General features: G+C 71.2%; 13 protein-coding genes and 1 riboswitch. Of the genes, 8 read left to right on the forward strand and 5 right to left on the reverse strand.

The features are described from left to right. Nucleotides 1-23: 23 nt before the first annotated feature. A complete protein-coding gene (locus tag AC6CCG_RS23445) occupies nt 24-452 on the forward strand; it encodes a CBS domain-containing protein (protein ID WP_496657139.1) in 429 nt (142 codons plus the stop codon). A gap of 15 nt (nt 453-467) precedes the next feature. Here the strand turns inward: AC6CCG_RS23445 and AC6CCG_RS23450 are convergent, their stop codons facing one another. Beyond that, nucleotides 468-782: a DMT family transporter gene (locus AC6CCG_RS23450; RefSeq protein ID WP_496657141.1), complete on the reverse strand. Its 315-nt coding sequence runs from the start codon at nt 780-782 to the stop codon at nt 468-470. Nucleotides 783-792: 10 nt separating this feature from the next. After that, nucleotides 793-854: riboswitch (guanidine-III (ykkC-III) riboswitch) on the reverse strand. 31 nt (nt 855-885) lie between these two features. Then, entirely contained in the window at nt 886-1,371 is a 486-nt protein-coding gene (gene ispF, locus AC6CCG_RS23455) for a 2-C-methyl-D-erythritol 2,4-cyclodiphosphate synthase (RefSeq protein WP_496657142.1), read from the reverse strand. Nucleotides 1,372-1,431: 60 nt separating this feature from the next. On the opposite strand from ispF, the gene AC6CCG_RS23460 reads away from it, so the two are divergent. The 5 genes from AC6CCG_RS23460 to AC6CCG_RS23480 all read left to right on the forward strand — a co-directional run bounded on the left by AC6CCG_RS23460 (nt 1,432) and on the right by AC6CCG_RS23480 (nt 7,346). Next, the gene (locus AC6CCG_RS23460; RefSeq protein WP_496657143.1) at nt 1,432-4,197 is read left to right on the forward strand and encodes a helix-turn-helix transcriptional regulator; all 2,766 of its coding nucleotides are present in this window, start codon (nt 1,432-1,434) and stop codon (nt 4,195-4,197) included. A 103-nt stretch (nt 4,198-4,300) separates the two neighbouring features. Beyond that, a complete protein-coding gene (locus AC6CCG_RS23465) occupies nt 4,301-4,669 on the forward strand; it encodes a YciI family protein (protein WP_496657144.1) in 369 nt (122 codons plus the stop codon). 64 nt (nt 4,670-4,733) lie between these two features. Continuing rightward, nucleotides 4,734-5,603 carry a CPBP family intramembrane glutamic endopeptidase gene (locus tag AC6CCG_RS23470; RefSeq protein ID WP_496657146.1) on the forward strand — a complete coding sequence of 290 codons (870 nt, stop codon included), beginning with the start codon at nt 4,734-4,736 and terminating at the stop codon, nt 5,601-5,603. Between the two features lie 40 nt (nt 5,604-5,643). After that, entirely contained in the window at nt 5,644-6,192 is a 549-nt protein-coding gene (locus tag AC6CCG_RS23475) for a GNAT family N-acetyltransferase (protein WP_496657147.1), read from the forward strand. Next, nucleotides 6,189-7,346: an AAA family ATPase gene (locus tag AC6CCG_RS23480; protein WP_496657148.1), complete on the forward strand. Its 1,158-nt coding sequence runs from the start codon at nt 6,189-6,191 to the stop codon at nt 7,344-7,346. Before AC6CCG_RS23475 ends, AC6CCG_RS23480 begins: the two co-directional genes overlap by 4 nt. Here AC6CCG_RS23480 and AC6CCG_RS23485 read toward each other — a convergent pair. From AC6CCG_RS23485 to AC6CCG_RS23495, 3 genes are all read right to left on the reverse strand, one after another. Beyond that, nucleotides 7,343-8,293, reverse strand: a complete 951-nt coding sequence (locus AC6CCG_RS23485; protein ID WP_496657149.1) for a class I SAM-dependent methyltransferase — start codon at nt 8,291-8,293, stop codon at nt 7,343-7,345. The genes AC6CCG_RS23480 and AC6CCG_RS23485 overlap by 4 nt on opposite strands. 739 nt (nt 8,294-9,032) lie before the next feature. Next, nucleotides 9,033-9,407 (reverse strand): hypothetical protein, encoded by a 375-nt coding sequence (locus tag AC6CCG_RS23490; protein ID WP_496657150.1) that lies wholly within the window; start codon nt 9,405-9,407, stop codon nt 9,033-9,035. A gap of 144 nt (nt 9,408-9,551) precedes the next feature. Beyond that, a complete protein-coding gene (locus tag AC6CCG_RS23495; protein ID WP_496657151.1) occupies nt 9,552-12,548 on the reverse strand; it encodes an AfsR/SARP family transcriptional regulator in 2,997 nt (998 codons plus the stop codon). A gap of 499 nt (nt 12,549-13,047) precedes the next feature. Here AC6CCG_RS23495 and AC6CCG_RS23500 point away from each other — a divergent pair, with 499 nt between their 5' ends. Together AC6CCG_RS23500 and AC6CCG_RS23505 are read left to right on the forward strand one after the other, a co-directional pair. Next, entirely contained in the window at nt 13,048-13,806 is a 759-nt protein-coding gene (locus AC6CCG_RS23500) for an SdrD B-like domain-containing protein (protein ID WP_496657152.1), read from the forward strand. A gap of 338 nt (nt 13,807-14,144) precedes the next feature. After that, nucleotides 14,145-14,651 (forward strand): hypothetical protein, encoded by a 507-nt coding sequence (locus AC6CCG_RS23505; protein ID WP_496657153.1) that lies wholly within the window; start codon nt 14,145-14,147, stop codon nt 14,649-14,651. Nucleotide 14,652: the final 1 nt, after the last annotated feature.

Genomic DNA, 14,652 nt, shown 5'->3' on the forward strand with positions numbered 1-14,652 from the left:
CGGCTCACACCGAGGAGGCTGGCATGCGCGTAGCCGACATTCTGCGCGGCAAGGGATCCGCGGTCGCCACGATCGGTCCGTCCGCGACCGTGGCCGAACTGCTCGCTCGGCTCGCCGAGCACAACATCGGGGCCATGGTCGTGCTGTCACCCGGAGGGATCGCCGGCATCGTGTCCGAACGGGACGTGGTGCGTCGGCTGCACGACGTCGGCGGCGGGCTGCTGGAGCGCCCGGTCGCCGAGATCATGTCCACCGACGTCGCCACCTGTGCGCCGGACGATGCGGTCGACCGGCTGAACGCCGTCATGACCGACCGACGGATCCGCCACCTGCCGGTGGTCCAGGACGACCGGCTGGTGGGGATCGTCAGCATCGGCGACGTGGTGAAGGTGCGGATGCGGGAACTCCAGGACAGCACCGAGCAACTGGAGGCCTACATCAGCCACGGCTGACGCGGCGCCGCCGGCTCAGTGCAGCAGCTTGAGCCCGATCACGCACGCCACGATGCCCAGGATGAAGATCAACTTCAGCACCGAGAACGGCTCGGTGCCGGTGATCATGGCGTACGCGACGGTGAGCGAGGCGCCGATCCCGACCCAGACCGCATAGGCGGTGCCGGTCGGCAGGTCGCGCATGGCGAAGGCCAGGCCGGCCATCGACAGGAGCAGCCCGACCGCGAACGTGACGGTAGGGATCGGTTTGGAGAATCCTTCGGACTTACCGAGGGCGGTGGCCCAGACGGCTTCCAGGACTCCCGAGATGATCAAGATGACCCATGACATGACAGGCTTTCTTGCGTCGTCTTGTCGCTGGCCGGGTACGACGCACCTCGTCCGGTGCCAGTCAGGCACCTTCAGAGTCTCACATCCCTTGCAGGCGGGCAAATCAGCCGGTCTCGCCCGGTTCGCGCAGTAGCACCACGGCGGATGCGGCGGCTGCCGTACCCTCGCCTTCCGGACCGATCCCGTCGTTGGACCTGGCCTTCACCGAGACCCGGTCCGGGTCCAGGCCCAGGGCGCCGGCGATGTTGATCTTCATCCGATCCAGGTACGGCCGCAGCCGGATCGTGCCGAGCACGACGAAGCTGTCCACCGACTCCACCCGGTAGCCCGCGGCGGCCACCCGCTGCGCGAACTCGATCACGAAGTCGAGACTGCGGGCGTCGTCGGCGGCCGGGTCGTCCTCCGGGTAGTGGGTGCCGAGGTCACCGTCGGCCACCGCCCCGGCCAGCGCGTCCACCAGGGCGTGGCACAGCACGTCGCCGTCGGAATGGGTGTCGAAGCCCACCTCCGCCTCGATCGGCACGCCGCCGAGCACCAGCGGGCGACCCGGGACGAGCCGGTGGATGTCGTGGCCGAGACCGATTCTCACCGGCACGACCCTAATCCGGCGAGTCTTCTCCGCCGCCCCGGCTCGTCTACTGTGGCCGGCATGTCGCTGGTGGGCAGGGGGTCGGAGCAGGCGCGGGTGGAGCGTCTGCTCGCGGAGGCACGCGAGGAACGCAGCGGTGCGCTGGGGCTGCGGGGTACGGCCGGGATGGGGAAGTCGGCGCTGCTCGATCATGCGGTGTCGACGGCCCGGGCGACCGGCATGCAGGTGGTCCGGGCGACCGGTGTCGAGTCCGACTCCGAGCTGGCCTACGGCGGACTGCACCAGCTCCTGTTCCCGCACTTCGATCGGCTGGACGCCCTTCCGGCGCCTCAGGCGGCGGCACTGCGCTGCGCCTTCGGGCTGGCCGAGGGCGAGGACACGAACCGGTTCCTGATCGCCGCCGGAACCTTGTCGTTGCTCGCCGAGGTGGCCGACGGCGCCCCGCTGCTGTGCGTGATCGACGATCTGCAGTGGCTCGACCAGGGTTCGGCAGAGGCCCTGTTGTTCGCGGCCCGTCGCTTCGTGGCCGACCCGATCGCCCTGCTGTTCGCGATGCGCGAGACGCCGATGCCGTTCGAAACAACGGGTGTCGAGGTCGTGGAGCTGCCCGGTCTGACCGCGCCCGAGGCCGCCCGGCTGCTCGATGATCATGCGCCGGGGCTCGCCGAACCGGTCCGGAGCCGGGTGCTTGCCGAGTCCGCCGGCAATCCGTTGGCGATCATCGAGCTCGGCTCGTCGTGGCAGGCGGCCGGTGCCGTCGACGGATCCGACCCGGTCGAGCAGGTCGGTCCGCTGCCGGTACCGCGCCGGGTCCAGGACGCGTTCCGCCGTCAGATCGTCGAGCTTCCCGAACCGACCCAACGCGCCCTGCTGGTGGCGGCGACCGACACCGCCGCACCCCTCGCCACGATCCTGTACGTGATCGAGGCGCTCGGCGGAGCCGCCGACGACCTGGCTCCCGCCGAACGCAGCCGGATGATCAAGATCAACGGCAGGATCACGTTCCGCCATCCGCTGGTCCGGGCGGCCGCCTATCAGGACGCACCGCTGCACCGGCGGATCGAGGTGCACCGGGCCTACGCCGATGGGCTGCGCGCCGATGCCGACGCGGATCGCCGGGCCTGGCATCTGGCCGCCGCCACGACCTCGCCCGACGAGGCGGTGGCGGTCGAGCTCGAACGGGTGGCGGAACGGGCCCTGCACCGGGGCGGCGCGATCGCGGTGTCCGCCGCGTACGACCGGGCCGGGCGGCTCAGCGCCGACCGGGAGCTGAAGGCCAGTCGGCTCGCCCGGGCCAGCCAGGCCGCGTTCGATGCCGGCCGGGCCGACCTCGCCGCCCGGCTGGCGGCCGAGGCCCTGGCGCTCACGGCCGATCCCGGCGTCCGGGCGGCGGCCAGCTACACCCGGGGCGCGGTGGAGTACGAGCGCACCGATCCGCGGGTCGACGCGGAACTGACGCTCGAGGCCGCGGCACTCGTCCGCGACACCGATCCGGAACGGGCCGCCCTCAACCTGTACGAGGCCGTGCACGCGGCCCGGCACGCCGCGGCCCACGACCTGCTGCGGCGGGCGGCGGAGCTGATGCGCGAGTTCGCCGCGCCGCCGGGTTGGGCCCCCGTCGTCGCGGCTCTGCTCGGGTGGGTGGAGCTGTACGACGGCCGGCCGCAACAGGCCGCCGAACGGATCCGGGATCTCTACCCGGCGGCACCCGGCGGCACTCACGACCTGATGTGGCGGATCACCGCCGGCATCGGCGGGCTCATGATCGCCGACGACGAGCTGGTCGTCGGCCAGGTCGAGGACATGCTCGCCGAGGTGCGCGCGACCGGGGCCGCCGCGTGGATTCCGTACACCTTGAATCTCCTGGCCGTGGCCCGGCTGTACCGCGGCGAGTTCACCGACGCACGCGCCAGCGTCGTTGAAGGGGCGGCGGTCAGCGAGGAGCTCGGGAACGTGACCGAGCGGCTGGCCCATCGTTCGCTCGAGGTGTGGTTGCACGCCGTGGCCGGTGACGAGGAAGGGGCCCGCGGGCTCGCGGAGCAGGTGCTGCCGGCCGCCCGTACCCGGCACCGGGTCAACGCCGCGATCGCCGAGTGGGGGCTCGCCATGCTCGATCTCTCCGCCCGGCGGTTCCCGGAGGCCCTCGACGGGCTCGAGCGCGTCGCGGGCAGCCCCGGCGGCCAGGACCCGTTCCTGATCCGGGCCTTGCCGGACCTGGTGGAGGCAGCCGTACGCAGCGGTCGGCCCGATCGAGCCGAGGAGCCCCTGGCCCGGCTGCGGCACTGGGCGGAGCACGTCGACCGGCCGGTGGCCACGGCACTGCTGCTGCGCTGCCGGGCCCTGCTCGCCGACGACGACCACGCCTGGCCGCTGTACGCCGAGGCGGCACGGATCCACGAGCGCGCCGGCGGCCCGTACGAGCGGGCCCGGACCCAGCTCGTCTACGGCGAATGGCTGCGCCGCCGGCGCCGCCGTACCGAGGCCAAGGCCCAGCTCGGGGCGGCGGTGGCGGCATTCGACCGGCTCGGCGCGAAGCTGTGGGCCGAGCGGGCGCGCGGTGAGCTGGCCGCCTTCGGTCAGCGGGACGGCGAGGCCGTGAGCAACGGGCCGCTCGACCTGCTGACCGCGCAGGAACTGCAGGTCGTCCGGCTGGCCGCGGCCGGCCGCACCAACAAGGAGATCGCCGCGCAGCTGTTCCTCAGCCCGCGGACCGTGGGCCACCATCTCTACAAGGCGTACCCGAAGCTCGGCGTCACCGGTCGCGCCGAACTGACCGGTCTGATCCAAGTCGAGGGTCGGTCAGTCGCCGTCGGACACCAGTCATGATGACTGATGCGACGCCGATCCGTCCCCGCCTAACGTTTCCGTCATCGGAGGTCGCGTCGATCGGACGCGAAGCTCACAGCCGTTGGAAACAAGGAGAACGATCATGACGAAGTACTTCCTGAGCCTGCCGCACGACTCCGAGGAGGAGCCGACGATGGCCGACATCGACCCCGCGGAGCTGGAGCAGCTGTTCGCCGAGGTCGGCGCGTTCAACACCGCGCTCGAGGAGGCGGGGGCGTTCGTGACCGCCGGCGGCTTGCAGCCGCCGTCGACCGCCACCACGGTGGACTACTCCGGCGACAGCCCCGTGCTCACGCCGGGCCCGTTCGTCGAGGCCAAGGAGTACCTCGGCGGGTTCTGGATCATCGAGGCCGAGAACGACGACGTGGCGATCGAGTGGACCAAGCAGGCCTCGAAGGCGCTGCGCAGCCGGGTCGAGGTCCGTGCCCTCCAGGAAGCACCGGCTGCCTGAGCCCGAGTGGTGCGGTGTCGAAGATCACTCGCGGCCGGATCGACGCAGGCTCTACGGTTGCGCCATGGCAGAGGCCGATGCGGGTGAGGAGGCCGGTGCGTCCACCGGACTGACTGGAGCGGTTCGCCGGCTTCCGCGGTGGCTCGAGGTCGTGATCTACCTCGGGCTGACGGTCGTGCTGGTGAATCTGCTCGGGATCCCGATGATCACCGGGCTGCTGCCGGCCGACCTGCTCAACGTCGTCGTACCGCTGCTCCAGTTCACGCCGCTCCTCGTCGCGGTGATCATGTTCGGGGTCGTTCGCCCTGGCCGGTTCCGGGATGTCTTCGCCGTTCGCCGGTCCGGGGTTCTGCGTTGGGGACTGATCGGGATCGGGACCATCGCCGCTGTCGCGGCCGTCCAGTTGATCATCGCGCTCGTCACCGGGGCGTCGCAGCCGGCGCCGGCGGGTCAGAGCCTCGGCCTGCTGCCGGTGCTGGTTCTGGTGTTCGCGATGCAGTCCGTCTTCGCGATCGGTGAGGAGTTCGGCTGGCGCGGTTGGCTGGTCGACCGCGCCGCCCACTGGGGCTTCTGGCGACTCTCGCTGGCGTTCATCCCGGTCTGGATGATCTGGCACCTGCCCGTCCTCGGGACGCTCACCGACCTGACCGTCGGCGAGAAGGTGATCTACTTCCTGGGCATGGGGGCGTGGGCGCCGTTGCTGTTCGCGTTGCGGCTGCGCTCCGGCTCCGTCTGGCCGGCGGTACTGACCCACGGCGCGATCAACAGCGTTCGGGTCTATCTGCTGCAGTCGGTGCCGTCGAGTCCGGTCGATCAGCTCGCGGGCGAGATCATCGGCTGGGTGCTGCTGATCGCCGTTGCCGCGTGGCTGATGCGGCCGTCGGTCCGCGGCACGATTCCGGAGCTCGCGCCTGTGGCCCGGCGGGTGCCTTAACGGTTCGCCGGGTGTCGGTGCTGCGTACCAGAATGGGCGGATGCCTGAACTGATCGCGCCACTGATACGGGTCCATCGTTCGTTCCTCGAAGCCATGGCCGAGTTCCAGGCCGAGGGTCGCGGTGCAGCCGACGACAACTCCATGGTGGGCAGCGAGATCCGTACCTACTCGGACCGTTGGGAAACCCCCGAGGCGTTCGAGCAGTACGTCACCGAGCTCCGCGCCGACGCCGAGGAGGATTCGCCGCGGCCGGTCGGCTATGTGCCCGGCACCACCCTCTGGTACGTCGATGGTGATCACTACCTGGGCCGGCTGTCGATCCGGCACCGGCTCACCCCGAGGCTGCTCGAGTGGGGCGGCCACATCGGCTACGACGTCCGGCCGAGCGCCCGGCGGCGGGGACACGCCACGGCGATGCTGCTGGCCGCGCTGCCGCTGGCGTACGAGCTCGGCATCGATCCGGTGTTGATCACCTGCGACGAGGACAACATCGCCTCGGAGAAGGTGATCAGGAAGGGCGGCGGGGTCTACGAGGACACGAGGAAGGGCAAGAAGCGGTTCTGGGCGCCGACCCGGCCGCGACCATGATCACCACGCTGGCCGTCGAGGGCTACCGGTCGCTCCGTGACGTGGTGGTCGAGCTGGGCCGGCTGACCGTGATCACCGGGGCCAACGGGACCGGGAAATCCAATCTGTACCGGGCGATCCGGCTGCTCGCCGATGCCGGGCACGGCCAGCTGATCGGCAGCCTGGCCCGGTCCGGCGGTCTCGACTCGGTGCGCTGGGCCGGGCCGGAGAAGATCTCGAAGGAGATGAGGTCCGGCGAGGTGGCGGTCCAGGGCACCGTCCGCACCGGGCCGGTCCGGCTGCGGCTCGGCGTCGCCGGCGACAGCTTCGGGTACGGAATCGATCTTGGTCTGCCGACACCGGCCGAGGCGGGTGCGTTCCCGTACGACCCGAGGATCAAGGCCGAGGCGATCTGGTCCGGTCCGATCCTGCGGCCGGCGGCGACCTTGATCGACCGGGCCGGACCGCTGGTCCGGACGCGGGAAGGCCGTTCCTGGGCCGAACTGAGCCGGACCCTGGCCGGATCGGAATCGCTGCTCACCGAATACGCGGGCGCCTCGCCCGAGATCGCCGCGGTACGGGAGCGGCTGCGCGGCTGGCGCTGCTACGACCAGCTGCGGACCGATCCGGACGCGCCGGCCCGGGCGGCCCGGATCCCGACCCGTACGCCGGTGCTGGGCCATGACGGTGGCGACGTCGCGGCGGCGTTGGCGACGATCCAGGAGGTCGGCGACTCCCGACTGCTGGCCGCGACGATCGCCGAGGCGTTCGACGGGTCGAGTCTGGAATTCGGCGGTGCCGACCTGGCGCTCGCGCTGCGGCAGCCGGGCATGCTCCGGCCGATCGGGGTGGCCGAACTGTCCGACGGCACGCTGCGCTACCTGATGCTTGTCGCGGCGCTGCTGTCGCCGCGGCCGCCGGAACTGCTGGTGCTGAACGAGCCCGAGGTCAGCCTGCACCCGGACCTCTACGGGAGCCTGGCCCGGCTGGTCGTGGCCGCCGCCGAGCGGTCGCAGGTGATCATCGTCAGCCATGCGCCGGGACTGGTCGACAAGATCATCGCGGAGCACGCGGACGACCTGGTCCGGATCGAGTTGATCAAGGAACTCGGCGAGACCATGATCAACGGCCAGGGCCGCTTCGACCGGCCGTCGTGGCAGTGGCCGAGCCGCTAGCGTTTCCGGCCGACCGCCATCCGGAACAGGTTGGCCTTGATCACCCGGCCGTCGTAACGGCCGTCGATCAGGTCACGGATGCAGCCGAGCAGACCGTCCAATCGCTCCGCGGGCAGGGCCAGGTGGCCGGAGAAGGTCTGCAGCAGATCGAGATAGCCCTCGGTGTCGTACGGGACTTCGACCACCTCGCGCGCCGTGCCGACTCGCTCGAAGAGGCCGCCCGGCGTGACGTCGAAATCGTCCTGGACCGACTCCGCCTTCGCCAGCCGGAGATCGGGTCTGGTGTGCTCGGGATCCCAACGCTCGTAGCACTTCTGGACGTCGGCGAAGAACTGACTGCTGCCACCGTCGACGTGCGCCGTGCCGATGATCGCCAGCGCGCCGACCGGCCGCAGCGCCGCCGCCGTCTTGGTGAACTGGACTGCCGGGTCGATCCAGTGAAACGAGGTCGCGGCGGCCACCGCGGCGAACGGCTCGTCCGGCAGCGGCCACTGCTCGAAGTCGCCGGTGATCACCTCGGCCTCGGGCACGTTGCGCCGCGCCACCGTGGCCAACTCCTCGGACAGCTCGACCGCCGTCACCCGGTAACCGCGCGCCACCAGCGACCGGGTCAGTTGGCCGGTCCCGCAGCCGATCTCCAGCACCCGGTCCCGGCCACCAACCCGCCCAACTCGGCCAGCCGGTCCAAGATCAGGTCGGGATAGCGGGGCCGGGTCCGGTCGTACCGCTCGGCTGCGGTGCCGAAGGTCTGCCGAAGCCGCTCGCGCTCGTCGTCGGATCGCATATCCCGACCTAACCACGCCCGCCCCCACCACCCCCAAGACTCGCCGACCGGTCACCAAAGCAGGCGTTTCTGCGGCGTGTCGCTGCAGAAGTGACCGGTCGGTTGGGGTGCGGGGGTGGTGCGATCCTCGGCACGGGCAGCGGGCCCGACCCTGACCCGACATCCTGCCGAGCAGCGCAGCGACACATCGTGGCAGCCCGTGACTGCAGCAAGGTGGATCGTCTGGTCGACCGTTGCTGTTGGTGATCTTCGGCGAGGACTTGCGGTCGGCCCGTGGCGCGAATGACGCTGACGTGCGACCCGCTGGTGGCCGGACAACGGCGGTGACCCGCCCGATCTTGCGGACCGCCGGGCCGCGGGCGACGTCGCCGGTGCGGAGCCCGCGCGCCGGCGTGGCATCGTCGAGGCTGGCCGGGCTTCGGTGTCGCGATCCCTCTTCAACTCGGACGGTTCAACGTTGAAATCGGCCCAAGCGCTTCGTCAGCAGTGATTCCGCGACAACCGCCGGAGCGCGTGGACGACAGGTGCGGCGTGGGCAAGCCCTCGCGGACGCTGGCAGCGGGCGAGGCGGTCCGGTGATGGTCGCCGTCGCGCGCGGCGCGGTCGGATCCGCCGGCTCCACGCCCGGTCTGGTACGGACGCCTCGGCTGCGGCGATTCCCGGCGCAGGCGTCGCCGACTCCGGCGATCAGCTCACGCTCGGTGATCATGGACGCCGCGGCGTTCCGGTGCCCGGGGATCGCCGTGGCGGCGTACCTGGACAGTGACGATCGGTCCTGGTCGTACTCCCGATCGGCCGAAACCCGACCCACCACTCCGCACACCGACCGGTCACCAACGCAGCGACACGCCGCCAGAACGCCTGCTTTTGTGACCGGTCAGCGCTCTCTTTGTTGGGGAGGGTCAGCGGGCGAAGGGGAAGATGGCGGGGGTCCAGCCGAGGTAGCGCCCTAGGGTGTCGTGGGCGACGACGCCGATCCGGCCCTCGACGCCAGGGCCGATCACCTGGCCGTCGCCGAGGCTGCCGCGGACGGTGACCTTGCCGCCGATCTCGAACCAGGCGAGGGCGCCGCGCGGGGGCGTGCCGTCGGAGACGAGATCATGGTCGGTGAACCAGGCGAGGCCCTCGGCGCAGCGGCGCCAGCCGGCCTCGGAGGCGTAGCCGAAGGCCAACCGCTGGAACCGGAGGGCCCAGCCCTCCCAGGCCGAGCTGCCGATCCGGCGCAGCTGCCAGCGCAGGGCCTCTTCGGCCGAGCGTGGTGTGGCATCGGTGATCATCACCGCAACCCCCGACGTGTGCTGTGAGTCCTGACGTGGAAGGTCCGTGGACTGCTCGGCACGTGCTGCACCCGATGGTTCCCCCTGGATCTCCCGCATGGGCTCAATCTGGACCGGCCTCGTACATTTCTGGCACATCCCGCGCTACTGCACCACCTCGTACTCGCCCGATGCGATGTCCTGGCCCCGCCGCTGCGCCCGGTCGGCCTCGTTCTGGAGGCCGCAGACCTGCCATTGGCGGGCCGCCCGGCGATACAGCCGGATCGCCTCGTTGCGCCGCCCGGCGAGCAGGCTGACCTCACCGAGCGACTCGAGGATGAGCGCTTGATCGTCCAGCTCGCCGGCTCGCTCGGCCGAACCCAGGGCCCGGTTCAGCTCCCGCCGGGCCGTGGCCAGGTCGCCGGTCCTGGTCAGCACGATGCCGAACGTGACCCGCGTCTGGGTGGCGCACCGGTCGTCGCTCAGCGCGTCGAAGATCGCCAGCGCCTCGGTCATCGCGGCCCGCCCGGCCGGGTAGTCCTCCCGTGCGTGGTGCAGGGCGGCGAGCCGGCGGAGCACCGTCGCGACGCGGTGTTGATCACCGATCCGGGCGGCCAGGTCGCGCGCCCGGAGCAGCCAGGTTTCGGCGTCATCCTTGCGATTCGCGGCGATGTGGATCGCGGCGATCGCGCTCATCGCGGTGGCCTTGAGATGATTCTCCGCGGGCGTACGGAAGCAGTCGAGAGCCGCCTTGGCGTGCTGTTCGGCGATGTCGAACCGCAGCATCATCCGGTGCGTGGTGGCCAGGCCGATCTCGGTCACGCCGACCCCGGGCAGGTGCTCCAGCTGCTGGAACAGGGCCCGGCTGCGCCGGAACTTGTCGGCGGCCAGATCAAGATCAGCACGGTACAGATCGATCTGGGCCAGGTCGCGCAGCACGGTCGCCTCGCCCAGCGGATCGTCCAGGCCGTTCGACGACGGCAGCACCGCCGTCAGCGCGTGGTGCCAGAGCTGGGTGTGCCCGCGCAGGTCGAAGTACGCCGACCAGGTGCAGACCAGCCGCCAGGCCAGGTCATCGGCCCCGTACCGCCGGGCGGTGGCGATCAGGTCGAGCAGCCTGCCCTGTTCGCCGGCGAACCAGTCCTCGGCGGTCGCGTCGGGCGGCGGGTCCGGGGCCTCGTCCGGCATCGGGAACGCGACCCCGAGGAACTCGAACGGCAGCGCGGCCGCGGCCTCGCGGGCCCGGACCAGCCAGCCGAGCAGCACCCGCCGGACGCCCTCGACGGTCTCGGCCCGATGCTCCGCGCCCCACTCCCGGGCGTGCCAGCGGAGCAGGTCGTGCATCCGGAAATCGGCTGTCCCGGCCTGGCCGCGGCTGACCAGTTGGAGCAGGTTCTCCTCGAGCAGGTTGTCCGCGGTACGGGACGAGCCGCTGGCCAATTCGACCACCCAGCCCGGGAACTCGGGCGCCTCGAGCGCGCCGAGCACCCGGTAGGCCGTGGCGTCGGCCGCACCGAGGGAGCGGGCGCTGAGGTCGGCGCTGGACCGGAAGGCGGTCTCGCCGAGGGTGAGCTCGTTCAGGGCCTGGTCGGGATCGGAGAGCCGGCGGACCAGCTCCGCGACGCTCAGGTCCGGCCGCCGGCTGAGCCGGGCGGCCGCGATCCGCAGCGCCAGCGGGTGCCGGCCACAGGCGGTGGCCAGCCGGCGCCGGTCCGCCGCGTCTCGGCCGGGCGCGATCTCCTCGATCAGCGCCTCCGCCTCGGCCGGCTCCAGTTCGCCGAGCTCGAGCGTGCGGATGCCGGCGATCTCGGTGAGCCGGCGCCGGCTGGTCAGCAGGGTCACCGTGTCGCCGGTGCCGGGCAGCAGCTCCTCCACCTGGCTCGCCGTACCGACGTCGTCGATGATCAACAACACCCGGCGGCTGGCCAGTTCGGACCGGAGCAGGGCCGCGGCCCGGTCCAGCCGCTCCGGCACGGTCTGCACGCCGAGCGCGGTGAGCGCCTCCGCCACGGCATAGGTCGGGTCGACGTGCCGGTCGCCGTGCAGGCTGAGGAAGATCTGGCCGTCCACGAACGAGTCGCGGACCAGATGGCCGATCCGGATCGCCAGCGCCGACTTGCCGATCCCCGGCGGACCGGAGATGGCGACGACCAACGGCCGGTCCGCGGTCCGGGTCCGCAACGATTCGACCAGCTCGGTCAGATGCATCTCGCGGCCGGTGAAGTCGGCCACGTCCATCGGCAGCTGGGTCGGCACCTCACGCCGGAACGGCGGATCGCCCGTGTCACCGCGGTCGGAGACCGGCGGCTCCGCGGGCCGGTCCGGCTTGGCCGGCTCGTGGGGTGGCCGGCGGGGGACAGCGGTCAGGGTGCGCCGGGCCGGCATGGCGCGAGCCTCGGCCGCCAGCGCGGCGAAGTCCGGGCCTGGCGCTACGCCGAGCTCCTCGGCGAACAGCTTCTCGCCCTCGTCCGCGGCCTGCCGGGCGAAGGCGGGCTGGTCGGCGGCCAGGAAGCAGCGCAGCAGCAGGCACCAGAGGTCTTCGTTGTACGGGTCCCGGTCCAGCGCCTCCCGGACCAGCTGGGCCGCGCGGCGCGGATCGCCGTGCTCGATCTGCAGGCCGATCGCGTCGTCGAGCATCTCGGCGCGGGCCAGGTCCCACCGGGTCAGCTGCGGCTGCCAGGCCAGGCACACCGGTACGTCCTCCAGCAGCGAGCCGCGCCACAGGTCCAGCGCCGTGTCCAGCAGCACCAGGGCGCTGGCGTAGTCGCCGACGGTGGTCAGGTGCCGGACCTCGGACCGCATCGCCTCGACCCGGGAGGTGTCGACGTCGTCGGTGCCCACCATCAGCGCGTAGCCGCCGGGCCGGGTCTCGATGGCGGCGCTGACGCCGCGCTCCTGCAGCGTGGTCCGCAACTTGCGGATGTAACTGCGCAGGTTGGCGCCGGCCGAGCCCGGCGGCTCGCCGTCCCACAGGCTGTCGGCCATGTGATCGGTGGAGACGAACCGGTTGGCGTGCAGCAGCAGCAGACCGAGAAGTTGGCGCGGCTTCGTGCCCGGAATGAAGCGCGCTGCCGCCTCACCGGTGATCAGCATCGGTCCCAGGATCTGGAAGATCACGCCGTATCGGTCCTTGGTCGGGTTCCGGACTCCTGAGTCCGGCATGCACATTGTGCCCCGGAAGGGGCGGAACGGCGGCAGATTAGCCGGGCATATCGCATGCCGAGGGTCGGATGTACGACGGATGTACACCTGCCTGGAATGGTTCAACACGGCAGCCGCAACGGACCCGATGCTGGGGGGCTCCTCGGGATCCGGGCGGCGCCGAAGTGATGGAGGAACGGCCATCCGCAACGGCGGTCGGTCCTCGCAAGACTTCCGCGGTCGGGGAATGCGGGCCCCGACCGCGGTATTTTTGTCCGGCCCACTGGACCTTTCGTGCGGTCCTAAATTCTGTGGGCGCGTTGACATCCCCGTGACCCCAACCTACGGTGGGGTCTGATCAAACCGGCATGCGGGGACCGATGCCAGCTGGATCACTCGGGGAGATGGCTTTGCCACGCCCCGGGCCGACTCGACAGGACGGGGTATGAACCAGGCGCTCTCAGGCGGCAACGCCCGCCTCGCGCTGACGCGAACCCTCCGGCGAGGCTCACTCGCAGTGTTGGCCTCCACCATCCTCTGCTGCGGCGCCACCGCCGCGCTGCCGGCCGCCGCCGATCCGGGTGGTGCGGCCGTGATCAAGGGGTACGTGTACGCGGACGCCGGCAACGACGGCTATTTCGACGTCAACGACACACCGCTCGCCGGAGTCGGGATCACGCTGGAGTCTGGCGGCGTCGAGGTCGCCACGATGACCACCGACGAGTCCGGGCTGTTCTCGTTCGAAGGGCTCGCGTCGGGCACGTACCGACTGCTGGAGCACCAGCCGAAGGAGTACCGGGACGGCGTCGAGGTGGCCGGCAACGGCGCGGCGCTGGTCGACAACGACACGATCGAGGTCGTCGTCGCCAAGGACGAGGTCTCCAGTGGCAACCTGTTCGCCGAGGTTCCGGCCGAGCCCGGCGTGACGAACCCCGACTTCCCGGTCGCGGTCTCCGGCCAGACGCTGGTCTTCGACCCGTTGGCCAACGACGGCGTCGTGGACGCCGACTCGGGCTTCGATCCGGCCTCGGTGCGGCTGCTCGACCCGATGACCGGTCTGCCGGTGTCGGAGCTGATCGTGCCCGGGCAGGCGAGCTATCGGGTCATCGAGGACGGCCGGGTCGAGGTCGTACCGGCTCCCGGGTTCGTCGGTTGGGTGACCGAGATCGGGTACGAGGCGAAGACGTTCGACGGCCGGCACTCGACGTCGGTGATCGGTCTCGAGGTACGCCAGCGGCTGACCGCAGCGCCCAGCGGCCGGCAGCCCGGCCCCGCCTGAGCCTCCCGCGAACCGGTTCACCGGTTCTTGATCGAATCTTGAGACGCTGCTGAGCCAAAACGAGTCGGCCACTGAATCCTCTGGTCCAAGATGATTGATGTCGGGCCGGGTGTGGCCGGCGTCGTAGACCCGCAGCTATGACGTGCCTGTTGCCGCCCCGGCCTGACCATGTCTTTCAAGGTCGGATGCCTGATCTTCATGGTCAGCGGTTCAGCGAGGGAGAAGGTGTCCCAGACCCCATCGTCACCGCACCCAGCCGGCCGTCACGAACGGGCCGGACTTCAGGACGCGACGGGACCATGGCAAGCCGCAGACTACGGGCAACGGGCGAGTCGGCCATGAGCAGCGCTCTCGAACCGGAAGCCAACGTGCCCTACTCGGTGCCGTCCGTTCCGTCGAATCCGGCCGAGCCGCGGCGGGCCAGCAAGGGTCGCGCCGCCGAGGCCGCCGTACCGGGTCCGGCCAAGCCGCGCCGGGCCAAGGCCGACGCGGGCTCCGGACCGGCCCTGCTCGAGCTGACCGCCGAGGTCGGCGGTGACACCGCCGTCGTGTGGCAGTTCGTCAGCGACTATCTCGATCTGCTCGAGCACCGGGTCAAGGCCGTGACCACGGCCGTCTCGGCGGGCAACGCCGAGCGGGCCGAGGTGGCCCTGCTCAGCCTGGAGAGCACCAGTCTGATGGTCGGTGCCGACGCGATCGTCCGGGCGGTGCGGCCGATCCGGGCCGCCGTCAGCGGGGTCGACTTCGGTGCCGCCCGCTCGAAGCTGCCGGCGCTGCGCCGTGCCGAGTCGGCCGACCGGGGGAGGCTGGAACGGGCCCGGGCCGCGCACGACCGGGAGAGCTGAG

The sequence above is a fragment of the Microlunatus sp. YIM B11417 genome, from assembly GCF_059617205.1.